Consider the following 24,540-nt stretch of genomic DNA (forward strand, 5'->3'; position numbering starts at 1 on the left):
ATCGCATCGCGTCTCGGCGTTTCGACCAAAGGAGCCTATCATGCCATGCCAATCGGATAAAGATGGGCCGTAATTTAGGCCGATAATGGAGATCCGCGATGGACAATAGCCCGATCGACCAGATCGACCGCAAAATGATTGAGGAACTGCGCATTGATGCGCGCATGACGGTGGCCGAATTGTCGCGGCGGGTGGGCCTGTCCAAGACGCCTTGCCAGATCCGGCTGAAGCGATTGGTCGATGACGGCTATATACGCGGCTTTCGTGCGGTGATCGACCCGGTTCGGCTGGGCATGGGCCATATCGCCTTTGCCGAGGTCAAATTGTCGGACACGCGCGAAAAGGCGCTTGAAGCCTTCCGCCGCGCGGTGTTGCAGGTGGAGGAGGTCGAGGAATGCCATATGTTGGCCAGCCATTTTGACTATCTGCTTAAGGTCCGCACCTCCGACATCACCGCCTATCGGGCAGTGCTGGGCGAAAAGATCTCCAGCCTGCCTCATGTGGCCAGCACATCGACCTTTGTCGTGATGGAAACCATCGTCGATCAGATCGGCTGACAAGGCGATTCTTGGGCCGGTCAGGGGTTCATCCGCCCCAGCGGCGGAAGAACCAGACCTTCACCATATGGGTGAGCACGCCGTAAGCCAGCAGGAAACCCGCCAGTATCGGCCAGTAGAGTGCAGGCAGCGGCTTGAACCCCAGCGTTGCCCCCAGCGGCGAGAAAGGCAGCGCCACGCCGATCGCGCAGATGATCAGCGTGGTGGCGATCAGCGCATTGCTGGCCCGGCTTTGCAGGAAGGGGATGCGCGCGGTGCGGATGATGTGGATGATCAGCGTTTGCGTGAGCAGCGATTCCACGAACCAGCCGGTCTGGAACAGCGCCGGATCGGCCCAAGCGTTAAAGATGAAAAGCATGGTGAAATAGGTGGCGTAATCGAAGATCGAACTCATCGGCCCGATGAAGAGCATGAAGCGCGCGATATTGCCGATTTCCCAGCGGCGCGGCGTGGCCAGATATTCCGGATCGACATTGTCGGTGGGAATGGTGGTCTGGGAAAAGTCATAGAGCAGATTGTTGGTCAGCACCTGCAGGGGCGCCATCGGCAGGAAGGGCAGGATGATCGAGGCGCCCAGCACGCTGAACATATTGCCGAAATTCGAGCTGGCGCCCATGCGGATATATTTGATGATATTGGCAAAGACCCGCCGCCCCTCGGTCACGCCATCACCCAGTACGGCAAGGCTCTTTTCCAGCAGGATGATGTCGGCCGATTCCTTGGCAATATCGACCGCCGTATCGACCGAGATGCCCACATCGGCCACCTTGAGCGCGGGCCCATCGTTGATCCCGTCGCCCAGAAAGCCCACGACATGGCCATTGGCTTGAAGTGCGGCAATGATGCGGGCCTTTTGCGTGGGCGAAACCTTGGCAAAGACCTGCGTGACCTCGGCTTGCGCGGCGAGTTCCGCATCGCTCATCGCCTCGATCTGGCGGCCCAGCAGCAATTGGTCGACGTCCAGCCCGACGTCCCGGCAGATCTTGGCCGTGACCAGATCATTGTCGCCGGTCAGCACCTTGACCGTGATGCCCGCCTTTTGCAGATCGGCAATCGCCGGGCCTGCGGTTTCCTTGGGCGGATCGAGGAAGGCGGTAAAGCCGATCAGTGTCAGATCGCGCTCATCCTCCACCGAATACTGCCCCTCGGCCAGCGCTGGCATGGTGCGGCAGGCAATGGCCAGCACGCGGAAGCCGTCGCGGTTCAGCCCTTCGGCCACGGCATGGATCGCTTCGGCCTGCGGCCCGGCAAAGGGCATCACCTCCTCGCCCTTGCGGAATTGGGTGCAGATGCCCAGCACCTCCTCGACCGCCCCCTTGCAGACCAGCAGCGCCTCGCCCTCAGGGCGGCGCACCACCACGGAAACGCGGCGGCGCACGAAATCGAACGGCAATTCGTCCAGCTTGGCATAATCGCCCGCCGAGATCGGATGCTCTTCCTGCCCCCCATGTTCGAGGATCGCCTCGTCCATCAGATTGCGCAGCCCGCTTTCAAACCGGCTGTTGAGCCAGGCATAGGCCAGCACATCGCGATTATCGCGACCTTCAACATCCAGATGGAGCTTCAGCACCACCCGGTCCTGCGTCAGCGTGCCGGTCTTGTCGGTGCACAGCACATCCATCGCGCCGAAATTCTGGATCGCGTTCAACCGCTTGACGATGGCCCGCTTGCGCGACATGGCAATCGCCCCGCGCGCCAGATTCATGGTCACCACCATCGGCAGCATTTCGGGCGCCAGCCCCACCGCCACCGCCACGGCAAAGAACAAGGCCTCCAGCCAGTTATGCTTGGTCACGCCATTGATGATGAACACCAAAGGCACCAACACCGCCATGAAGCGCAGCATCAGCGCGACAAACTGGTTAAGCCCGCGATCAAAGCTGCTGGTGGTGTCGGCGCCGGTGATCTGTTTGGCCACTTCGCCGAAATAGGTGGCGCGGCCGGTTTTCAGGATGATCCCCTCGGCAAAACCGCTGACCACGCTCGATCCCATGAAGCACAGGTTGGGCGCATCGAAGGGGGCGGCGGCATCGGCATCGGGCGAACTGCGCTTTTCGACCGGCATCGCCTCGCCGGTCAGCGAGCTTTCGTTGACATGCAGGTCATGCGCGCTGAGCAAACGCAGATCCGCCGGGATCAGATCGCCCGCCGCCAGACGCACGATATCGCCCGGCACCAGCACTTCGAGCGGCATTTCGGCAAAATCGGGCGTGGCGCGCTTCACGCTGGCATGGACCTGCACCATGCGCTTCAGCCGCGCGGCGGCCATGCTCGAACGATGCTCCTGAACATAGCCCAGCCCCACGCTGAGCAGCACCATGATGGCAATGACAATGGCCGAGCGATAATCCGAAAGCGCCCATGACGTCACCGCCAGCCCCAGCAGCAACCCGTTGAGCGGGGTCATCAACCGGCGCAGGATCTCGCGCAGGACCGAGAGGCGGACATCATCGGCAATCCGGTTGGGGCCGATGATGTCCAGCTTCTCCTGCGCCGCCTGCTCTGTCAGCCCGCCCGACGAACTGTCGAAATGGCGATAGAGCGCCGCTTCGTCCATTCTTGCCAGATCAAGCAGCCCATCGGTCATACGCTCGGCCTTTTCGCATGTTGCGCGTGCAGCGCTACGCCAGCATCCGTTTGGCCGCAATCACTTATCGCGGTGAACTAGCGACTGGCCTCGCTCAATGTCTTCATGGTCTTGAGCGCCTCGCCAAAGCGCTGCACCCGCTTTTCACGGCGCTCCTTGATGCCCGCCTCATCGCCTGCGCCCTTGTCCAGATAAAGGATCGAATAGACGAGGCGCGAGGTCGTTTTCGACACCGGCACCACCGCCAGATTGCCGTGATAGAAGCCTTGCCCCTCGACCATGCCGTCGGGCATCGCATAAGTATAGGACAGGTCGGTCCGCCCGACGATGACCTCGATGATCCGGCCATTGTTGAGATCGCGCACCGCGCCCACCTCGCCATCCTTGCCCGCAACCAAGCGGCAGGGCGTATGCAGCCATTCGCCAATATCGCAAAACTTGCCGATACGCGCCCAGACCTGCGCGGCCGGACGGGCGACATCCTGTTCGAGATGGATGGTCTGATAGGCGGGAGCCTGCGCCATTGCCGGGCTGCCCCACGCCGCCAGACCAGCCGCCATCGCCAAAGCATATGCCTTCATCATCGATCTCTCCTGTTTGTTTTTCCGCGTCAAAGCTGTTGCGATGCGCGCACGGCGGGATTAATGCTGGGCTTATCGGGATAAAGCAACCTCCCGGTCAGGCGTCAGCCCAAGTGTTGCCTTCTCCGGCCTGCCTTTGCGGGCGGAAAGGTATTGGACGCAAGATGACGGCCTCATCTCAACATCCCGATTTCTCCGAATTGCTGCGCGTATCGGCGCGCATCGGCTGCCTCAGTTTCGGCGGGCCTGCGGGGCAAATTGCGCTGATGCACCGCGAACTGGTCGAGGAACGCGGCTGGATCACCGAGGACCAATATCTCCACGCCCTCAACTTCTGCCACCTGTTGCCGGGGCCGGAGGCGCAGCAACTGGCGATCTGGATCGGATGGAAATTGCACGGCATTCGCGGAGGGCTGGCGGCGGGGCTGCTGTTTGTCATTCCCGGCGCGCTGGTCATTCTGGCGCTCTCGATGCTCTATGGCGCGGCGGCGCATCTGGCGTGGTTTGCCGCGCTGTTTCTGGGGATCAAGGCGGCGGTGCTGGCGATTGTGGTGCAGGCCGTGCTGCGCCTTGCTGGCCGCGCTTTGGGGACGCCGTTTCGTAAACTTGCGGCGGTCTTATCCTTCGTTGCATTGTTCCTGTTCAATGCGCCCTTTCCGCTGGTGGTGATCGGGGCGGGGGCGATCGGCTGGATCGCGGCGCGCTGGCGCCCGGCGCTGTTGGGGCTGAAGGGCGAGGCGGGATCGCCCCCCGATACGCCGCGCCCCTGGGGTTACAGTGTTCGCGCGGTGCTGATCGGCGCGCTGGCATGGGCCGCGCCGATGGTGGCGGTTTTCGCGCTGTTAGGCCGCGATCATGTGCTGTGGCGGGTGGGGGTGTTTTTCTCCAAGCTGGCGGTCGTCACCTTTGGCGGGGCCTATGCGGTGCTGGCCTATATGGCGCAGCAGGCGGTTTCGGCGCAGCACTGGCTGACCGCCGCTGAAATGGCCGATGGGCTGGGGCTGGCCGAAACGACGCCGGGGCCGCTGATTATGGTCACGCAATTTGTCGGCTATCTGGCTGCGTTCCGCACGCCTGCTCCCTTCACGCCGCTGGTGGCCGGATTGCTGGGGGCGGGGTTGACGACATGGGTGACGTTTGCGCCCTGCTTCCTCTGGGTCTTTGCGCTGGCCCCGTGGATCGAGCGGCTGGAGCGCGCCCAATTGCTAAAAGGCGCGCTGGCGCTGGTGACGTCCGCAATTGTGGGCGTGATCGCCAATCTCTCGGCATGGTTTGCGCTTCAGGTGCTGTTTCATGACCTGCGCCCGGTATGGCCCGGTTTCAGCCTGCCCGTTCCGGCCAGTTTCGATTGGCGGGCGGGTCTGATCGCTGCGCTATCGGCATGGGCGGTGATTGGGCGTAAATGGAATGTTATCCCCGTTCTGGCCGCTGCCGCCGCTGGCGGCTGGTTGCTCTCGCATATCTCGTGAAAGGAGTTTGACCATGACTGACATCTCCCGCCGTAACGCGCTGGGCAGCATTGCGCTGGGCATGGCCGCCGCCGCCGCGCCCATTGAGGCCAGCGCGCAGAGCGCGACCCTCGCGCCCGCCTTTGCCGGTGGACATCAGCCCAAGCCGCTGGGCTTTGATGCGACCAAACTGACCGGCCTGTCGGAAAAGCTGATCCGTTCGCATTGGGAAAACAATTATCAGGGCTCGGTTAAAGCGCTCAACATGGTTGAGGGCCGCCTTGCCGCCGCGATGGCCGACAAGGATCTGCCCCCGGTCATCTATGGCGATCTAAAACGCGAGGAATTGCACCGCACCGGCTCGGTCATCCTACATGAACTCTATTTCGAACAATTGGGCGGCGATGGACAGGCCAAGGGCGCGATCCGCGAGGCTCTGGCCAAAAGCCACGGCAGTTTCGAGGCTTGGGAAGCCGAATTCCGCCGCACCGCCATGGCGCTTGCCGGAGGGTCGGGCTGGTGCATTCTGGCCTGGAACCAATATACGAAATCTCTTCATAATTACTGGGCATGGGACCACACCAACGGGCCGGTGACGGGGACGCCGCTTCTGGTGCTGGACATGTATGAGCACGCCTTTGCCATCGATTATGGCGCGGCGGCGGCTAAATATGTCGATGCCTTCATGCATAATATCGACTGGGGCGTGGTTGATGCGCGCTATCGCAAGGCGGTCGGAAATTGATGTACTAAATAGTACATTTATCGAGGCGGCTAAGGAGAAACAGGTTTGGGCACGGGCAGGGTGGCGATGGCGATCCGCCCCGCCTGAAACGAGCCGAGCCACAATTCGCGCCCCATGATTGCGGCGGCGGACAGGCCGTTGAAATCCTTGCGCGGGGTGCCATAGGCGATGGTGGCGATCCGCCCCTGCGCCAGATCGACCTCGCCCACAATCCAGCCGCGCGGACAGAGCATCGGGTCGGCCACGCCATCCACCACTTTGCGCAGGCCCCCGCAGGCCGGTTCGTCATAACGCATCCCGGCCAGCAGCAGGCGTCCGGCGATCCAATGGATATTGTCGGGCATGAAATCAGGGGCGACGATGCGCCGCACCGGCCCGTGCGGATCGTTCCGGTCAAACACCTCTACGGCGTGTCGGCCAAAGGCGATGGTGTAGAAATGGCGTTCGTCGGGGTCGCTTTCGATGCCATTGTTGCCCGGCAGGGCGGTGCCGGGCATCTCGTGGAAGGCCGGTTCGCCCGGGCGCCATGACCATACCGCGCCGGTGTCGCGGCCCAGCACGAAATCGGCGATGGTGGTGCCCGGCCGGGTCAGTACAGTGGCCAAAATCTGCCCGTCGGCAAAGCTGGTGACGCTGTTGCCGACCTGTCCTGTAGGCATGGGGATGCAGCCGCGCCATAGAAGTCTAGGGCGGTCTGCGGCGGCGTTGATCTCAAAGACCTCGACCGATTCCCGTCCGCCATGATTGACCACCAGCAGGCGCCAGCGATCGCGCCCGATGGCGCGCAGGTTAAGCCCGCGATCATTGAGCAGCGCGGCATCGGGCGGGCCGGGGCAGTGGGGATAGGCGGCGGTATCGGGGGCGATCTGATCGGGCGAACCCTTATACCAGAATTCCATGCTGCGCGCCGCCGAATCGATCAGTTTCAGCCCGGCCCCTTTGGCAAAGCCGCTGGCGATCAGCCAGCGTGTGCCGGGCAGGGCGAGTATGTCCTCAGGCCTTTCGGCGCCGCAGACATAGGCCAGTTCCTCATCCGGGGGGCAGGCGTTCGGGGCGGCCTGCGCGGCGCGGGCGGGCAGGGGAGCGCCGGTGAAAAAGACGACGCATAACAGCGCGGTGACCATGGCGAGCGCGGCATTGGGGCGTCTTAATTTTGTGGGCATCTAACCGTTCTCCAGCGCGGCGCTCGTGTGTCTTTGCGATCACATCTTTTAGGTAACGAAACGGTTAGTTTCATATTTCATTGACCTTGGCCAGAGCCTTTTCTATCCGGCCCTCAACGCTTCAAAGAGCGCGAACGGGAGGGGTGCCAGATGTCATACGCCAGAAAGAGTCTCATTGTGTCCGCCAGCCTGATCGGCCTTTCGGCGGGCTTCTGCACGCCCGCGATGGCGGCCGACGATGCCGCCAAGGCGCAGGAAATCGTCGTTACCGGATCGCTCATCAAGCGGCCCAACAACACCGCCGTCAGCCCCATCGTTTCGGTGGGCGAGGCAACGATCAAGGAATCGGGCGCCGCCACGCTGCAGGACGCGCTCAATCAGGTGCCCAGCTTTACCGTGGGCGGCAATGCGGCCACCGGCGGTCAGGGCGGAGGCGGCCGCGCCTCGATCAACCTGCACGGGCTTGGCACCAACCGCAACCTCGTGTTGCTCGACGGCCATCGCCTGCCGGTGTCGGACATCAACGGCAATGTCGATGTCAACATCCTGCCCGATGCGATCATTTCCAGCGTCGATGCGATCACCGGGGGCGCCTCGGCGGTCTATGGTTCGGATGCCATGTCGGGCGTGGTCAATTTCAAGACTATCCGCAATTTCGAAGGCATCAAGGCCGACATCATGAACTCGATCAGCCAGCAGGGCGACGCGTTCAAGTTCAATGCTTCGCTGGCGCTGGGCACCAAGTTCGCCGATGATCGCGGCCATCTGATCGCCGCCTTCAGCTATGCCAAGCAGGACCCGGTTGCGAACAATTCGCGCTCCTTCTTCATGGACAAGGTGCCCTCGTCCTATATCGGCACCGGCACCTATGTGCCCAGCGCCAGCAACCAACCCAATCCGGCCGTGGTTCAGGGCATCTTTGCCGGCTATGGCGTGACCAGCCTGCCGGCGAATTATCAGCTGGCCAATCTTGGCTTCAACAATGACGGCACGCTGTTCGTCCAGAACGGAGCGCAGAACTACAAGGGCGCCAACGGCACCAACGGCTATGCGCTGGTGGGCAACAATGTGCGTATGCCGGTGGGCCAGCAGGGCAATCTGCTCAACGCGCTGGACCGCAAGACTGCCTTTATCAAGGGCGATTTCGAGCTGACTCCCAGCCTGACCGCCTATGGACAGTTCATGTTTGTCGATCTGTCGGTCAACACCAACAGCGGCGGCAGCCTGACCCAGTTCCCCACGCTGACCACCATTCCGGTTTCCAACCCCTTCATCCCGGGCGATCTGCGCACGATCCTTGCCTCGCGCGCCAATCCGACGGCCAATTTCAACTGGAACGCGCGTTATGTGGGCGTTCCATGGAAGAACTGGGACGAAAACTATCAGGTCCAGCAATATCTGGCCGGGTTGAAGGGGCAGATCGGCGGCGGCTGGAGCTTTGATGTTTACGCATCCTATGATCAGTCGATCCACAATCAGATCATGCACAATGCCGTGCTGAAAAGCCGGGTGCAGACCTTGCTGAACGCGGCCGATGGCGGCAATTCGATTTGCGCGGGCGGTTTCAATCCATTTGGCGATGCCAATGCGCGCTCGCTCTCGGCGGCCTGCCGCACCTATATCACCAAGGATACGTTCAGCCAGGAACGCCTGAGCCAGACGCAGGTTCAGGGCCAGGTCAACGGCTCGCTGTTTGATCTGGGTGCGGGCCCGGCGCAGATCGCGCTGGTGGCCGATTATCGCCGCAACACCTATTCCTTCACCCCCGACACCGACATGACGGCGCTGAGCGGATGGGCGCCGGGGGCCAATGTCGAAGGCTTTACCGCCACCATCGGCGTGCCGAAAAAGGCGATTTCGGTGAAGGAATTTGCCGCCCAGATCGACATCCCCCTGCTGGCCGACAAGCCTTGGGCGCAGGAACTGGCGGTGGGCGCGGCCGGGCGTATTTCCGATTATTCGGTCACCGGCTCGGTCAAATCCTATGAGGCCGATGCGCGCTGGCGCCCGCTGCGCAACCTGCTGGTGCGCGGTTCGTATCAGCGTGCGGTGCGTGCGCCCAACATCGGCGAACTGTTCTCGCCGCCCTCGGGCTCGCAGTTGGTCATCGGCACGCCGCCCTCTTCGCTCGGCGATCCTTGCGATGTGCGTTCGACGGCGCGCACCGGGGCCAATGGCGCGCAGGTCGCCACGCTCTGCGCCGCGCAGGGCGTGCCTTCGGCGCTGCTCTCGAGCTATCAGTTCCCCACCACCGCGACCGGCCAGACCGTGGCGGGCAATTCGGGTGTGACACCCGAAACCGCCGATACCTATAATATCGGCATCGTGCTCAACTCGCCGTTCCAGAGCGGGCCGCTCTCGGAACTGTCGCTGTCGGTCGATTATTACAACATCAACATCAAGAACGTGATTTCCTCGGTTCCGGGCCTGACCGTGCTGTCGAAATGCTACAATCTGGACGGCTCGAACCCCGGCTATGCGACCAATAACCCCTATTGCCAGTTGATTTCGCGTGACAGTTCGACCGGTCAATTGCTGACTGTTTCGACGCCCTATCTCAATCTGGGCGCGGTCAAGACCGATGGCATCGAGGCCCAGATCCACTGGGGCATGCGCGCCTCTAAGCTGGGCGCGGGCGGCAAGGTCTATATCGACACCGCGATCGGCTGGCTCCATGCCTATAAGGTGCAATTGCTGCCGGGCGCTGCTTTCCTCGATTACACCGGCGTCAGCGTCGGCGGGTCGAACCCCGGATCGGTGCCGCCGCGCGCCACGCCGGAATGGCGCGCCCTGACCACCTTTGGCATCAAGAATGACGTGTTCGGCGCGGGTCTGCGCTGGCGCTATCAGAGCGGGATGAAGGACACGAGCGCGGTGCTGACCCCTGCCAACACGCAGGTGGGCGTGGGTGTTTACCAGTTGTGGGACCTGTTCGGCTCGGTCAAGGTCAACAGGAACTTTGAACTGCGCGCGGGCGTGAACAACCTTTTCGACAAGAGCCTGCCCTATGTCGCCAGCTCGCAGAACGGCACGGATACGGCGCTTTATGATGCCATCGGGCGTTCGTTCTACATCGGCCTGAAACTGGCCATGTGATGATGGGGGCCGGGGCGTGATGCGCCCCGGCCCTGTTATCTGATCCTATCGCCGCCGGGCCAGCGCGCGCAGCGCGACCCCGGCGCAGATATAGGCGGCAAAGATCACCATGGCCATCGGCCGTGCCGTGCCGTCATGAAACGCCCCGGCAATCGCCGCGCCCAGCGCGCCGCCGCCAAATTGCATGAAGCCCACCAGCGCCGAGATCGACCCGGCCCTTTGCGGATCGCGGGCCAGCGCGCCGGCAATCGCATTGGCCTGGGTAAAACCGATCATCGCCACCATGAAAAACAGCGGGATGGTGATCCCCAGCAGCCCGCCAAACCCGGTAACCGCATCGGCCAGCAGCACGGCCGAGGCCATCATGCTGCCCAGATTGGCCCAGCGCAGGATCGTGTCATAGCTGATCCGCGCCAGCAGGCGGCGGTTGATCCAGTTGGTGGTCACCAGCCCCAGTCCGTTGGTGGCGATCACCCAGCCATAGGTCTGCGGCGAGAGGTGAAAGCCGGTGACCAGCACATCGGGCGAAATCGCCAGATAGGTCAGCAGGCCCATGTGCGAAAAACCGGCGGTCAGCGCATAGGCCATCACCTGCGCCTCGCCCAGAATGGCGCGATAGGCGCCAAACGGGGATTCGCTGCGCGCCTGCGCGGCGGTCTGTTCCGAGCGCGTTTCGGGCAGGCCGAAGAAAGTGGCCACCGCCACGCTCGCGCCAAACAGCGTCAGCAGCCAGAAGATCAACCGCCATGTGCCAAGCAGCAGCAGCCAACTGCCGATCAGCGGGGCGATGATCGGGGCGATGCTCATCACCAGCAGGAGAAGCGAGAAGACCTGCGCGCTTTCCTGCGGGGTGAAGCGATCACGCACCGAGGCGCGCGAAACGACCAGCCCGGCGCAGCCGCCAAAGGCCTGAACAAAGCGCGCGGCGATCAGCACCGGGATAGTGGGCGCCAGTGCCGCGCAGGCCCCCGCGCCGACATAAAGCACCAGCCCGCCCAGCAAGGGCATCCGCCGCCCGATCCGGTCGGACAGCGGGCCATGCACCAATTGCCCGAAACACAGGCCCGCAAAGAAAGAGGCCACCGTCAGCGAGGCCTGCGCCGCATTGCCTCCCAGATCACGCGCCATCACCGGCAACGCGGGCAGATACATGTCGATGGAAAGCGGGGCAAAGGCGCTGAGCCCGGCCAGCACCAGCAGCAGGCCAAAGGGAATATGCACAGGTTTGGCCGCGGTCATGGCGTTCTTTCGTAAAAGCAATGCAGGCGGGGCCATCACCCCGCCTGCATCCTTGCCACAGGGCCGAGGGCTTTAGAAGCCGAACAGCGCCTGTCGGGCAATCTTCTGCGCACCCATCGCATTCTGCCGGCTTTGCGCGGCGGCAAGCGCGTCCCAATCGAGGCGGTCGAGCGAGGCGTCGATATGTTTGAGGAAATCAATCGCCATATCGGCCGCCTCGACGCAATCCTCACGGAAGGGGAACTGGTCGAGCTGCCATACGCCTTCCCAGTTGTTCTTGCGCAAAGTGTAGAAGAATTCGAACAATTCGATGGGGTGGACGGTGCCCGCCACCATATCGTCGTCCCAGGCGCGCAGATTGTCATTCACGTCCATGCCGAACAGGCGGCCATGGTCGATGGCCAGTTGCGCCGAATCCGCCGGGCTTTCCCCGCCAAACAGTGCATGGCCGAAATCGAGCAGCACGCCCACATTGGGCACGCCCATCGCCTCGATGCCCAGCAGCGTACGCGCCATCGAGCCATAGCTCATATGCACGCGCGGCTCGCGCGGCTTATATTCGATGACGAATTTGAGATCCGGGTTCTGGCTGGCCAGTTCGCCGATGCCCTCGATGGAATGGCGCCACAATTGCTTGTGATCGACCTGAAACGGATAATCCCAGCCGTCCTGACCCGGCCAGAGCTTGACATAGGAGGCGCCAAAGCGACGCACCAGATTGGCCGCATCATTGCACACTTCATTGGCGCGGCGGCGGATGCCTGCGTCGGGGTTCGTAAAGGCGCCCTTGGAAAATTCGCGGTTATAGATTTCCGGCGTGATGCCGATCACCGAAAGGTTGTTGCGCTTCAGCGCCACTTCGACTTCATCGACCGAGACATCCGCGCTCCACGGCGCATTGATGTCCACCACCGAGAGATCGCGCACTTGTCCTGCCAGATCGATCATCTCGATCAGCGACTTGGCCGGGCCGTAGCCATCGGTGGCATAGCGGTCGACATAGGTGGCAAAGTGCCAGATACCGGCACCGAAGGTCAGCTTGCTCATCAGGATTCCCCGTTTGGATGGAATGGGTTATTTCAGCGCGAAATTGCTGAGCCGCGCGGCATTGGCGCGCGTGATCAGCAGGCAGTCCATAATCAGCTTTTCAGCCTGTCCGGTCTTGCCCTCGCGCAGATATTTGTCGGCCAGTTCGACCGCAAATTGCGCCTGACGCCATGCCGGTTGCAGCACCGTGGCTGCCGCCTTGCCGCCGGAAATCGCATCACGCACATCGTTCGAGCCATCAAAGCCCACCACCGCGACATCGCCGCGCCCCGCGCCCTGCAAGGCGGCGATCGCGCCCATGGCCATCGTGTCATTGCCCGCGATCACGCCCTTGATTTCCGGGTGCGCCTGAAGGATCGACTGGACCTTGGTAAAGGCCTCGGACTGGCTCCAGTTGGCGCTTTGCCGCGCGGTCATGCGCAGGTCGGGATATTGGTCCAGCACCTCGTGAAGGCCCTTGGAGCGGATCGCGGCATTGGTGTCCGATTCCTTGCCGACCAGTTCGACATAGGGGCCTTTCTCGCCCATCGCCTGCGCAAAAGCCTGCGCGCCCAGCATCGCGCCCTGATAATTGTTCGAAACGATCTGCGCCGTGGCGATGCCGCGCGCGGCAATCTCGCGGTCGATCAGGAACACCGGGATGCCGACATTGCGCGCCTTCTGCACCGCTGCCACACTGGATTGCGCGCCCGCATTGTCCAGAATGATGGCCGAGGCGTTGCGGGCAATGGCGGTGTCGATCAATTCGCTCTGCTTGAACGCGTCATCGCCATGGGAAAATTTCAGCGTCTGATAACCCAGTTCGCGCGCCTTGGCCTCGGCCCCTGCGGCCTCCTGGCCAAAGAAGGGATTGTCGAGCGAGGGGGTGATGATGACCATCAGCCGGGCTTGTTTGGCGTCATGCCCACATGCGCCCAGAGCGGCAAGCGCCAGCGCCATCAGCCCAATCCGTAACCCACCCGCGCGCAACCGTTTCATGCAATAATGACCTCTATACCCATGCGTTCAAAGCGGGCCTTGTCGTTGTCCGAAATGCCGCTGTCGGTGATCAGGGCGTGGATCATCGTGACCGGCCCGACCGATGAAAACGAACGCCGCCCGATTTTCGTGGAATCGACCAGCAGATAGACCTTTTCCGCGCTGGCGATCATCGCCCGCTTGATCGGCAGATCGCCCAGCGAGGGGATCGAGATGCCTTCCTCGACCGAAACGGCGGCGGCGGCCAGAAACAGGCGGCGCACGAACAGTCCGGCAAAGAACTCCGCCGATCCCTCGCCGCTGACCGAGAGGGTGGGGGCCTTGAACTGGCCGCCGGGCATATGCACGGTGATCGAGGGCTGTGCGCCCAGCATCAGCGCGATGTTCAACCCATTGGTGATGACGGTCAGATCGCGCCGCTCCAGCAGATGGGCGGCCACCTGCGTCGTGGTCGAGCCGGAATCGAGCGTGATCGTCTCGCCATCCTCGACCAGCGCCGCCGCCGCCGCGCCGATGCGGCTTTTCGCGTCCATATTCTCGTGATGCTGCAAAGCCATGGATCGGACCTGCTGTTGCACGGATTTCAGGAAAGCGCCGCCATGGACGCGCTCGACATGACCGTCGGCCTCAAGCCGTTCGAGATCCTGCCGAATGGTCACTTCCGACACGCCAAAGGCTTTGGACAATTCGCGCACGCGGGCGCTGCCTTCTTCGCGGATCCATTCCATGATTTCGGCGCGGCGGCCTTCGGCAAAGCGGGCCGTGCCGCCTTCGGACCGGCGCAGCGCCCCGCGCGGTTCGTCCTGATGGCCGCCTGCCTTCTTCGCCGCGCCTTTTTCGTTCGCCATAATCGTCAACCCAGCCTTTCCTGCAGACGGTCAAGAACCACCGCCGTCACAATGACGCCGCCTTTGATAACCATCTGCCAGAATTCGCTGATCCCCACCATGACCATTCCGTCGCCCAGCACGCCGATGACACAGGCGCCGATCAGCGTGCCGACAATCGTGCCGCGCCCGCCTGTCAGCGAGGCCCCGCCGAGCACCACGGCGGCAATGCCGTTGAGTTCGAAACTCTCGCCCGAGGCCGGATGGGCGGCAACCAGATCCGAGGCGATCAGCACGCCCACCAGCGCCGCCATGGCTCCCGAAATCGCATAGACCGCATATTTTACCCGATCGACCCGCACGCCCGAGAGCAGGGCGGCGCGCTCGCTGCCGCCCACGGCATAGACGCGGCGGCCAAAGGTGGTGGAGCCCGCCACAAAGGCCGCCCCCGCCGCAATCACCGCCAGCAGCCAAACCGGCGCCGGAATACCCAGCAACAGCCCCGCGCCGATCCGCGAAAAGCCCTCATTGCCCAGCGCCGGATTGCCGATCAGATTGGGAAAGGTCTCGCCATTCGACATCAGCATGGCCGCGCCGCGTGCCATATAGAGCGTGCCCAGCGTGGCGATAAAAGGCGCGACCTGAAATCGGTTGATGAGCAACCCGTTGAACAGCCCGATCCCTATGCCCACCAGCAGGACCAGCCCCACCACCACCGGGACCGAGGGATAGACCACCACGCCCAGCGCCGTCAGCGGCAGGCCGTTGATAATCAACGCCCCCGCCACCATCCCGGCCAGCCCCGCAATCGACCCCACCGAAAGGTCGATGCCCCCGGTCAGGATCACGAAGGACATGCCGATCGCCAGAATGGCCACGATGGCAATATGTTTGAGCATGATCAGCGCATTGGCCACGGTCAGGAAATTGGGCGCCAGCACCGCGAAGATCGCCACCACTAGCACCAGCGCCAGCACCGTGCGGAATTTCAGCAGCAGGGTCATCGCATAATCCGAGCTAACTGCCTGACCTGCGCCGTTCATTGTCAATATCTTACCTTCTGTCATGCTGCTGCTGCCGCATTGGCGGCGCGGATCAGACGCGCCTCGGTCGCCTGCGCCACCGGAATGTCGAGGGTGATGCGCCCCTTGGCGATGACGATGATCCTTTCGGCCACGGCCAGCGCTTCGAGCACATCGGAGGTGGAAAAGACCACGGCCAGCCCATCGGCGGCCAGTTGGCGGATCGTGGCGAAAACCTCGCTGCGTGCGCCCACGTCAATGCCGCGCGTGGGTTCGTCCAGCAGCAGCGCCGCAGGGCCGGGCATCAGCGCCCGCCCGATCAGCGCCTTTTGCTGATTGCCGCCCGACAGCGCGGTGATCGCCGTGCGGGCCGAGGCGGTTTTTACCCCCAGCCGGGCGATCATCCGCCCCACCGCGCCCTGCTCGCTGGCGGCCCGGATCACGCCCTTTTGCGCAAAGCTGGCCAGATCGCTGACCGCCATATTGCGGCCCACGTCCAGATTGGCGAACAGGCCCTGCGCCTTGCGATCCTCGGAAACGAAAAGCAAGCCGCGCTCGACCCTTTGCGCAATCGAAAGCCGGGTGATGTCCTCGCCTTTCAGCGTGATCGTGCCATCGCTTGCCGCGCGGGCGCCAAAGGCGACCTCCATCAATTCAGTGCGCCCCGAGCCCAGCAGCCCGTAAAGTGCGACAATGTCGCCCGCGCGCGCCTCCATCGAAATGTCGTGCAGCGCCGCCGAAGTCCGGTCGCGCGGGCGCGAAACGCCCGAAATCGCCAGAACCGTCTCGCCTTCCTCCGGCGCGAGGTCATTGGCGCGCTTCAGCCGCCCTTTCTCGCCCAGCATCTGCTCGATGATCCAGCCGACCGAGGCATCGGCCGCCTCGCTGCGCGCCACGATCCGTCCATCGCGCATCACCGTGATACTGTCGCCCACGCGCAGCAATTCCTCCAGCCGGTGCGAGATATAGACAATGCCCACGCCCGACCGTTTCAAATCACCGATGACCTCGAAGAGCACCTCGACCTCGGCCTCGCTGAGCGCGGAGGTGGGTTCGTCAAGGATCAGCACCCGGCATTCCTCGGCCAGCGCCTTGGCGATCTCGACGATCTGCTGCTCGCCGATGCTGAGCGTGGCCACGCGGCGGTCAGGGTCGATATTTTGGCGCAAACGGGCCAGCAAGGCGCGCGCCTTTTCCCTTTCGCCGGAACGGTCGAGCAGGCCCTTTCGCGAGCCGAGCAGAAAGATGTTTTCCGCCACGCTGAGGTTGGGGCAGAGGTTCAATTCCTGATGCACCATGCCGATGCCGCGCGCCGCCGCATCGCGCGCGCCGTTCAGCCGCACCGGATGGCCATCGACATGGACTTCGCCCTCGCTGGGCGTTTCAATGCCTGCCAGAATGCGCATCAGCGTCGATTTGCCCGCGCCATTCTCGCCGATCAGCACGCTGACGCGGCCAACCTCAACGGCAAAATCCACGCCATGCAGCGCGGTGACCCCGCCGTAGCGCTTTTTCACGCCGGAGGCCCGCATCAGCTCGACCATCACGCGCCCGCCACGATGCGCACCGGCATCACCTGCCACACGCCATCTTCGGACCGCTGACCCGCGCCGAGAAATTCCACTTTCATCCCCGGCTTCAATTGCTCGGCCACCGGGTGGACCTGCGCCATGGCCCGCGCATTCAGGCCCCGCGATACGGCGGCATAGGCCAGTTGATCGGGCATATCGTTAAAGGCAAAAAACGGCTGACTGTCGCGCAGAGCGGTGGAAACGATCACCGGCCCCAGCATCAACTGGACCTCGCCCACGCCCGCGACATTGACCAGCACCGATCCCTGACGCGAGGCGCGGTTGATGGCGGCGATGATGCCTTCACCGCGAACGGCATGGGCGGCATTGTCATGCGGCGCCTGCACCAGAAGGACGGCCGATTTTTCCATTCCCGGCATCACGCGCGCATTCCATGCCTCCTTCACCGCCGCGTCGGCATCAAAGGCGCCGCTCTCGCGCATGTGGATCTGGCGCGCCTCTTCAAGGCTCAGCACTTTGCAGCCCGAAAGCGCAAGGCAGCCGGGCAGGGCAATCAGCGCGACTAACGCAAGCCGCCTGCCGCGCCGGGGCGCAAACTTATTGAAGGCCACGAAAATCCTCTCCTTGCGCTGATCGCAAATGTCTTGCCCCTTGCCTAACCGGATTGCGCTTCGCCTTCAAGAGGGTTGCGGAAGAAAAGAAAGAAAAAGAAAGAAGTCAAAAGTTGTGGGATTGCCCTTTGCCTTCGCTTGATATAGTCGGACCAGCGACAAGGAGAATTTTGCGAATGCCCGAATCTCGCCCCCGTCGCGGCCAAACTCTTGCCGAACGTGCCGCTTTTGTCCGTGAACAGGCCCGCTGGATACGCAAACGCGCGCTTCGCATGGTGTTTGAGGCGCGTCAGGGGCACCCCGGCGGCGACCTTTCGGCCACGGATGTGCTGGCTGCGCTTTATTTCGATGCGATGCGCTATGATCCGGTCGATCCGCGCTGGGCGGCACGCGACCGTTTCATCCTCTCCAAGGGCCATGCCACGGGCGCGCTTTACAGCACGCTGGCGCTGGCGGGCTTCTTTCCGCAGGAAGAACTGACCACCTATATGCAGCCCCTCTCGCGGCTGAACGGGCATCCCAATCGCAACAAGATTCCGGGTGTTGAGACCAACACCGGCCCGTTGGGCCACGGCATGCCGGTGGCGGTGGGCATCGCCATTGCGGCGCAGATCGACAAGGCGGATTATCGCACCTTCATCATCACCGGCGATGGCGAATTGCAGGAAGGCAGCAATTGGGAAGCCGCGATGACCGTAGGCCACCGCAAATTGTCGAGCCTGACGCTGATCGTTGACCGCAACCGTCTGCAACAGGGCGCCGGGACCGAGGACACGGTGGGCCTCGACCCGCTGGACGACAAATTCCGCGCCTTTGGCTGGGATGTGGTCGAGGTGGACGGGCATGATATCGAGGCGCTTTTGCCGCTGCTCGACGGATCGACGCCGCATGACAGGCCGCTCTGCATCATCGCCAATACGGTGAAGGGCAAAGGCATTTCATTCATGGAAAACAAGGCGAACTGGCACCATGGCGTGCCCAATGCCGAACAATACGAACAGGCGATGAAGGAACTGGACGCATGAGCAGCCCCGCAACCCAGAAATCCGGGCTGTTCGATTGCCGCGATGCCTATGTCAAAACGCTCGAAGCGCTGGGCGCGGCGGATGAGCGCATCGTCGCCGTGGTCAATGACAGTGTGGGGTCGAGCAAGCTGGGCGGTTTCCGCGACAAATTCCCCGAGCGTCTGATCAATGTTGGCATCGCCGAACAGAATATGGTCGGCGTGGGCGCAGGCCTCGCCAATGGCGGCAAAGTGGCCTTTGTCAGCGGGGCTTCGTGCTTCCTGACCGGGCGTTCGCTTGAACAGGTGAAGGCGGATGTGGCTTATTCGCAAGCCAATGTGAAACTTTGCGGCATTTCCAGCGGCGTGGCCTATGGTGAACTTGGCCCGACGCATCACTCGATCGAGGATGTGGCATGGCTGCGCACGATGGGCGACATTACCGTCCTCGTCCCCGCCGACCCTTGGGAAACCGAGCAATGCATCCGCGCCGCCGCCGAAATGGACGGCCCGGTGTTCATCCGCATCAGCCGCATGGGCGTGCCCGCTCTGCCGCGTGCCGCGGACGCCAGCTTCACCATCGGCAAGGCCGAGACCTTGCGCGATGGCCGCGATGGCGCCATTCTGGCCAATGGCACAATGGTGTGCCGCGCGCTGGAGGCGGCCGAAACTCTGGCTGCGCAGGGCATTTCCGCGCGGGTGGTCAATATGTGCTCGATGTCGCCGATTGACGAGACCGCCATTCTGGCTGCCGCGCAGACCGGCGCGATTGTCACCGTCGAGGAGCATAGTGTACGCGGCGGTCTGGGCAGCGCGGTGGCCGAGATCGTGTCGCAGAACGCGCCCTGCCGGATGAAAATCCTTGGTTTTGCGGGTTTCCAGCCGACAGGGTCTGCCGAATTCCTGATGGAGCATTCCGGCCTGACCGCCACCAATATCGCGGCCAGCCTGCGCGGCTTGCTGGGGCGGTAAGCGGCTCGTGATGCGACCGGCGATCCTCGCTCTCGATTCCGGGACGACCAACACCAAGGCCATGCTGATCGCGCTCGACGGGGAAATCCTGTCGAGCGGGTCGGTGGCCAATGCCGTTTCCCACCCGCAACCGGGCTGGGCCGAGCAATCGGGCGAGGGCATCCTTGCCAGCGCCGATGCGGCCATTCGTCATGCCATCGCGAGGGCGCCCGATGTCGATATCCGCGCCATCGGCATTTCGAACCAGCGTGAATCCGCCCTGGTCTGGGATGCGCAGACGGGAGCGGCGCTTGGCCCCTGCATCCTGTGGCAATGCCGCCGCACCGCGCCCTTCTGCGCCGCCCTGCGTGATGCGGGGCATGGCGAAAGAGTTGAGCAACTGAGCGGCCTTGGCCTCGACCCGCTGTTTTCGGCCAGCAAATGGCGATGGCTGATCGACCATGTCGATGGCGGCGCAGATCTGCGCGGCGGGACGGTCGATAGCTGGCTCTTGTGGCATATGACCGGCGGGGCCGTCCATGCGACCGACGCCAGCAATGCCTCGCGCACGCAATTGCTCGATCTGGACGATGGCGATTGGGATGAGGAGTTGCTGGGCCTGTTTGGCGTGCCGCGTGCGATCCTTCCCCGCGTGATGGCGTCCGATGCGCTGTTTGGCCATACGGCGGGCGGGTTTGGCGGCTTGCCCGAGGGCGTGGCGATCCATGCGATGATGGGCGATTCCCATGCCGCTCTGTTCGGCCATGCGATCGCCGCGCGCGGGCGGGTCAAGGTGACGCTGGGCACGGGTTCCTCGCTGACGTGTCCCACCGGGGCGCGGGCGCGTTCGGCCCATGGCCTGTCGGGCACGATTGCCTGGCGGCGCGGCGGCGAAACGGTCTATGCGCTGGAAGGCAATATCACGGTTTCGGGCCATTCGGCGGCCTTTGGCGCGCAATTGCTGGGCCTTGGCGGGGCGCAGGAACTGGCCGATCTGGCCGCGACGGTTCGGGATAGCGATGGGGTCTATGTCGTCCCCGCGCTGGCGGGCCTCGGCGCGCCGCATTGGCAGGAGGACGCGCGCGGGATCATCTGCGGCCTCTCGCTCGGCTCGCGCCCGGCTCATGTCGCCTATGCCGTGCTGGAGGGCATCGCGCATCAGATCTGCGATCTGGTGGCCGCCATCGAGGCCGATCTGGGCGAGGATTTGCAGGCGATCTGCGTCGATGGCACGGCTGCGCGCAACGATCATCTGTTGCAGATGCTGGCCGACCTGTCGGGGCGCGCGGTCGAGCGGCCCTCGCAAACCGACCTGAGCGCGCTGGGCGCGGCGATGATGGCAGCGGCGGGTGCGGGGCTGCCCTTGTCCGACACGCTGATCGCCAAGGAGCACCATTTTGCCCCCGCCATGGCCGGGGATGCGAGGGTTGCGTCGCGCGAGGGCTGGCGTAAGGCAGTGGCGCGGGCCTGTCTCTGACGGTCAGGGCGGGTCCAAATCTCCTGCCATAGAGATGTCACGAGGGATTCTCCGTCATGAGTGTCCGGTTATTTGCAAATTGCCCTTCCTTTCATTTCAGAAATTTTTGACCTGGCTTCAGCTTTGCAGCCTGTTTGGACGGAGTTAGGATAGCTCACTATGTTTCATTTCAATAAATTTCGATATCATAGATCGATGAATGAAGCACAAACCCAAAATATGCGCCAATTATTCAGAAAAATTGACTTTTCTGTGCCTTGAAGTAAGCTGCTTGCATCCGAAAAACGAAAAAAACGAAAGAGAGGCGGAGTGTGAGCATCGGTAAAGGCAGGGCGGCGACCATCGCCCGATTCACGAGCGTATGGCTGATGGGTGCGACGGTGATCCTGACGCCCCATATGGCACAGGCAGCGGGCAAAAAGGCGCCGCCGCTCTATCTGGAAACGCCCGAGGGGCAAAAACCGCGCGTGGTCATCACCGCCGATCCCGAGCTGGACGACAACAATTCGCTGATACGCTATTTGCTCTACAGCACCGATTATCGCACCGAAGGGCTGGTCTATGCCAGCAGCCAGTTCCACTGGACTGGCGATGGCAAGGGCACGAAACTGTCGGTGCCGGGGCGCGAATATACGCGCATTCCCAATAATCCGTGCCCCTGCACCTCGTGGCGCTGGTCGCCCGATGAGAGGTTTATCGACGATGCGGTGGCCGCCTATGCCAAGGCCTATCCCAATCTGAAGGTTCACAACAAGGACTATCCGGCGCCCGAATTGCTCAAGTCAAAGATCCGCTGGGGCAATGTTCAATTCGATGGCGAGATGGACAAGGATACGCCCGGCTCAGATCTCATCAAGAAATTGCTGATCGATGATGAAGAAGCACCGATCTATTTGCACGCTTGGGGCGGGGGCAGCACGATTGCGCGCGCGCTCAAATCGATCGAGGATCAGTATAAGGGCACCAAACAATGGGCGGCAATCCGCGCCAAGGTGGTCCGCAAGGCGATCCTGCATTTTTCGGGCGATCAGGACGACACCTATGTCAAATATATCAAGCCTAATTGGCCCGATTTACGCTATCGCCAACTGGGCGGCGGGCTGATGCTGGGCTATAATGCGCAGACGTCGGTCAGCCTGGATGATGCGGCCTATTTCACCGCCGAATGGATGGAAAAGAACATCACCAGCCGTGGCCCGCTGGGCGCGCGCGAGCGCGTCTGGGGCGATGGGAAGCAGATGGTGAAGGGTGATATTTTTGATTTCTTTGGCTTCTCCGGCAAGACGGCCGACGAGCTGCGCAAGGAAGGCTATATTGTCTGGACCCCGCTGCGCGGCAAGGGCGAATTTCTGGGTGAGGGGGACACCGATACTTTCCTCAATCTGGTGAATAATGGTCTGCGCGGCTATCGCGGCAACAGTTTCGGCGGTTGGGGTGGTTATGCGAAGGCCGATCCCACCCATGGCGGCTTTGGCTCGGCCGATTTTGCCGCGATGATGGCCAGCGCGCAACGCGCAGAGCGCAAGCGGGCGCCGACCCATCCCTTCCTTGCTGCGGCCCAGCGCGATTGGGCCGCACGCTTCAAATGGGCGGTGACGCCGACCTATGCCGGGGCCAATCATAACCCCAGCGTCACCGTGGTGGGAGCGCATCAGATTGTGGCGAAACCGGGCCAAGTGCTGAAATTCTCGACAAAATCCAGCGATCCCGATGGCGACAAAATCGCCTTCAAATGGTGGAACTGGAAAGAGGCGGGAACCTATAAAGGTGATCTGGCCGTGACCGCCGAGGCGGACGGGCCCGCCCGCCTGATCATTCCTGCCGATGTAAGGCCGGGCGACACGTTCCAGATCATCGTCGAGGCCAGCGATGTCCGACCCGAGCCGCTCTCTCATTATGACAAGATTTTGATTTCCATCGCCAAATAAGCCGCAAAAGAAGATGCCAGGCCGATCAGGGCCTGGCATCTCATCATGGGGGCGCCTTGTCAGGAGAGGAGACTTTACGCCGACATGAATTTGCGAATGTCGCCGTGGGGATCGCTTTCGACCCGGCTTTCCAGATTGAAGATCATCGTCTGGCGTCGGGCCGGATCATAGGGCGGCCATGCGGGGATCGCGGCGGTCTGCGGATTGCCGGTCTTGGCAAAGGCGACCCATGCCGGATGCATCTGCGCCGACATGCGCGCCGGTTCCGGACCATTGCCGACGAAATCGCGGATATTGTCATAGGTGCCGAAAACATAGGACAATTCCGTCGCATGGCCCGCCTTCAACCGCCCGCCTAGCGTCGGCAATTCGCGGTCCATCCGATACATCCAGACCGGCGCGCCCTGACGCGATTTGCGCTCGGCCAGCGTGACCGAGTTGATCCAGAACATCCGCGCGCCATTGAGCGCGACGATCAGATCGCCCGGCGAATATCCCGGATGGGCCGCGCGCAGCGCTGAAGCAAGCCCGGCGGCATTCTTGGGATAGTCCTTGCGCACAGCGGCCTCGAAATCGGCATCGGTTGCGGTGGCCAGCGTCTTGTCGCCCAGCGCGAACATCGTGCCCTCATCCTTGTTTGTGCCGATAATCAAAGGGATATTGGCCGCCATCGCCGTCGCTTCGGGCGCAAAGGGGCCGCGCGGCAATTCCTTGCCATCGACGCTGGGGTTGAAGCCGCCCATCAGGAAGCCACCCGCGTCGCTCTTGGCCACAGCATCGATTGCGGCTTGCTGGGCCTGAAAGATCTTCTGCGTATCGACCGCCGCCAGCGCGGCCACATCGCCCGCCTTGACCCCCAGCACATCGGTCAGCGCCCCGCCCAAGCCTTGCGCATATTTGCGGGGCGTTGCGTCCAATCCGGCGCCGCTCTGGATAATCGCCTTGTGATAAAGGCCCTTGGCTGATGGCATGCCCAGCAAAAGCGAGACTTTCATTCCGCCGCCGCTTTCGCCAAAGATCGTGACATTATCCGGATCGCCGCCAAACAGCGCGATATTGGCGCGCACCCATTGCAGCGCCGCGACAATATCGAGCATCCCGGCCAACCCTGAGGAGGCGTAATCCGGCCCCCAGCTTTCGGGAAGCTGCGTATAGCCAAAGACGTTGAGGCGATGGTTGAGCGAGACCAGCACGATGCCGTCGCGCGCGAAATGGTCGCCCCAATAGGTCGGCCGCCCCGCCGCCCCGCTCGAAAATCCGCCGCCATGCAGCCAGACCATCACCGGCTTCCTGCCGGTCAGCGCGGGGGTCCAGACATTGAGGAACAGGCAGTCCTCGCTGTGTTGTTCGTCAAAAGGCATGTCATTTTGCCCATCGCTCTGGATCGCGGCGGTGCCGAATTGCGCGGCATCGGCCACTTGCGTCCATTTCTGCACCGGCTGGGGCGGGCGAAAGCGCAGCGCTCCGACCGGCGGCGCGGCATAGCGCATGCCCTTGAACGCCTGAACCCCGCCCCATTCGAAACGCCCGCGCACGGGGCCGTTGCTGGTCTGCACGATGTCGGTGGCGGCCCCCACATTGCCCGCATAAGCGCGCGTGGCCACCAAAGCGCCGGTGGCGGCCACCGATCCAAGCAAGGCGCGCCGCGTCATCCCGGAATTGACTTTCATACATGCTCTCCGCTGTTCAAAATTATCATTATTTCGCTTTACGCCGTAAATACGAAAATTATCGAAAGTCGTCAATTG

At 62.7% G+C, this 24,540-nt stretch carries 19 protein-coding genes; 8 read left to right on the forward strand and 11 right to left on the reverse strand.

Annotated elements, in window-relative coordinates; translation table 11 throughout:
- Positions 1 to 98 precede the first annotated feature (98 nt).
- Complete coding sequence (locus tag BGP00_RS23955; RefSeq protein ID WP_168605400.1) at positions 99 to 557, forward strand: Lrp/AsnC ligand binding domain-containing protein; 459 nt, start codon at positions 99 to 101, stop codon at positions 555 to 557.
- Positions 558 to 585: 28 nt separating this feature from the next.
- Here BGP00_RS23955 and mgtA read toward each other — a convergent pair whose 3' ends face one another.
- Positions 586 to 3,144: a magnesium-translocating P-type ATPase gene (mgtA, locus tag BGP00_RS23960; protein WP_292692057.1), complete on the reverse strand. Its 2,559-nt coding sequence runs from the start codon at positions 3,142 to 3,144 to the stop codon at positions 586 to 588.
- Positions 3,145 to 3,221: 77 nt separating this feature from the next.
- Positions 3,222 to 3,728 carry an SRPBCC family protein gene (locus tag BGP00_RS23965; protein WP_168605398.1) on the reverse strand — a complete coding sequence of 169 codons (507 nt, stop codon included), beginning with the start codon at positions 3,726 to 3,728 and terminating at the stop codon, positions 3,222 to 3,224.
- A 161-nt stretch (positions 3,729 to 3,889) separates the two neighbouring features.
- Between BGP00_RS23965 and chrA the strand changes: the two genes are divergently transcribed.
- Positions 3,890 to 5,194, forward strand: coding sequence for a chromate efflux transporter (chrA, locus tag BGP00_RS23970; protein WP_168605397.1), 1,305 nt, complete (start codon positions 3,890 to 3,892; stop codon positions 5,192 to 5,194).
- Positions 5,195 to 5,207: 13 nt separating this feature from the next.
- On the forward strand, positions 5,208 to 5,918 hold the full coding sequence (locus BGP00_RS23975; protein ID WP_292692061.1) for a Fe-Mn family superoxide dismutase: 711 nt from the start codon (positions 5,208 to 5,210) through the stop codon (positions 5,916 to 5,918).
- Positions 5,919 to 5,947: 29 nt separating this feature from the next.
- Here BGP00_RS23975 and BGP00_RS23980 read toward each other — a convergent pair whose 3' ends face one another.
- Positions 5,948 to 7,081: a hypothetical protein gene (locus tag BGP00_RS23980; RefSeq protein ID WP_292692063.1), complete on the reverse strand. Its 1,134-nt coding sequence runs from the start codon at positions 7,079 to 7,081 to the stop codon at positions 5,948 to 5,950.
- 177 nt (positions 7,082 to 7,258) lie between these two features.
- On the opposite strand from BGP00_RS23980, the gene BGP00_RS23985 reads away from it, so the two are divergent.
- Complete coding sequence (locus tag BGP00_RS23985) at positions 7,259 to 10,177, forward strand: TonB-dependent receptor (RefSeq protein WP_292692065.1); 2,919 nt, start codon at positions 7,259 to 7,261, stop codon at positions 10,175 to 10,177.
- 45 nt (positions 10,178 to 10,222) lie between these two features.
- On the opposite strand, the gene BGP00_RS23990 is transcribed toward BGP00_RS23985, so the two are convergent.
- The 7 genes from BGP00_RS23990 to BGP00_RS24020 all read right to left on the reverse strand — a co-directional run bounded on the left by BGP00_RS23990 (position 10,223) and on the right by BGP00_RS24020 (position 17,433).
- Positions 10,223 to 11,416, reverse strand: a complete 1,194-nt coding sequence (locus BGP00_RS23990) for a multidrug effflux MFS transporter (protein ID WP_292692067.1) — start codon at positions 11,414 to 11,416, stop codon at positions 10,223 to 10,225.
- Positions 11,417 to 11,488: 72 nt separating this feature from the next.
- Entirely contained in the window at positions 11,489 to 12,463 is a 975-nt protein-coding gene (locus tag BGP00_RS23995; protein WP_292692069.1) for a TIM barrel protein, read from the reverse strand.
- Between the two features lie 27 nt (positions 12,464 to 12,490).
- The gene (locus tag BGP00_RS24000) at positions 12,491 to 13,441 is read right to left on the reverse strand and encodes a D-ribose ABC transporter substrate-binding protein (protein ID WP_292692071.1); all 951 of its coding nucleotides are present in this window, start codon (positions 13,439 to 13,441) and stop codon (positions 12,491 to 12,493) included.
- Positions 13,438 to 14,289 carry a DeoR/GlpR family DNA-binding transcription regulator gene (locus BGP00_RS24005; protein ID WP_292692073.1) on the reverse strand — a complete coding sequence of 284 codons (852 nt, stop codon included), beginning with the start codon at positions 14,287 to 14,289 and terminating at the stop codon, positions 13,438 to 13,440. Before BGP00_RS24005 ends, BGP00_RS24000 begins: the two co-directional genes overlap by 4 nt.
- 5 nt (positions 14,290 to 14,294) lie before the next feature.
- Complete coding sequence (locus BGP00_RS24010) at positions 14,295 to 15,311, reverse strand: ABC transporter permease (RefSeq protein ID WP_292921843.1); 1,017 nt, start codon at positions 15,309 to 15,311, stop codon at positions 14,295 to 14,297.
- Positions 15,312 to 15,331: 20 nt separating this feature from the next.
- Positions 15,332 to 16,873 carry a sugar ABC transporter ATP-binding protein gene (locus BGP00_RS24015; protein WP_292692077.1) on the reverse strand — a complete coding sequence of 514 codons (1,542 nt, stop codon included), beginning with the start codon at positions 16,871 to 16,873 and terminating at the stop codon, positions 15,332 to 15,334.
- A complete protein-coding gene (locus BGP00_RS24020) occupies positions 16,834 to 17,433 on the reverse strand; it encodes a DUF2291 family protein (protein ID WP_292692079.1) in 600 nt (199 codons plus the stop codon). The genes BGP00_RS24015 and BGP00_RS24020 overlap by 40 nt, the downstream gene beginning before the upstream one ends.
- Positions 17,434 to 17,609: 176 nt before the next feature.
- Here BGP00_RS24020 and BGP00_RS24025 point away from each other — a divergent pair, with 176 nt between their 5' ends.
- The 4 genes from BGP00_RS24025 (at position 17,610) to BGP00_RS24040 (ending at position 22,792) form a co-directional block, all read left to right on the forward strand.
- Positions 17,610 to 18,458: a transketolase gene (locus BGP00_RS24025; RefSeq protein ID WP_292692080.1), complete on the forward strand. Its 849-nt coding sequence runs from the start codon at positions 17,610 to 17,612 to the stop codon at positions 18,456 to 18,458.
- The gene (locus tag BGP00_RS24030; protein WP_292692082.1) at positions 18,455 to 19,408 is read left to right on the forward strand and encodes a transketolase C-terminal domain-containing protein; all 954 of its coding nucleotides are present in this window, start codon (positions 18,455 to 18,457) and stop codon (positions 19,406 to 19,408) included. The genes BGP00_RS24025 and BGP00_RS24030 overlap by 4 nt, the downstream gene beginning before the upstream one ends.
- 10 nt (positions 19,409 to 19,418) lie before the next feature.
- Positions 19,419 to 20,864 (forward strand): FGGY family carbohydrate kinase, encoded by a 1,446-nt coding sequence (locus BGP00_RS24035; protein WP_292692084.1) that lies wholly within the window; start codon positions 19,419 to 19,421, stop codon positions 20,862 to 20,864.
- 311 nt (positions 20,865 to 21,175) lie between these two features.
- Positions 21,176 to 22,792 carry a DUF1593 domain-containing protein gene (locus tag BGP00_RS24040; protein WP_292692086.1) on the forward strand — a complete coding sequence of 539 codons (1,617 nt, stop codon included), beginning with the start codon at positions 21,176 to 21,178 and terminating at the stop codon, positions 22,790 to 22,792.
- A 74-nt stretch (positions 22,793 to 22,866) separates the two neighbouring features.
- On the opposite strand, the gene BGP00_RS24045 is transcribed toward BGP00_RS24040, so the two are convergent.
- Positions 22,867 to 24,462 (reverse strand): carboxylesterase/lipase family protein, encoded by a 1,596-nt coding sequence (locus tag BGP00_RS24045; protein WP_292692088.1) that lies wholly within the window; start codon positions 24,460 to 24,462, stop codon positions 22,867 to 22,869.
- Between the last annotated feature and the right edge of the window lie 78 nt (positions 24,463 to 24,540).

This window comes from Novosphingobium sp. 63-713 (assembly GCF_001898925.1).
Classification (GTDB): domain Bacteria; phylum Pseudomonadota; class Alphaproteobacteria; order Sphingomonadales; family Sphingomonadaceae; genus Novosphingobium.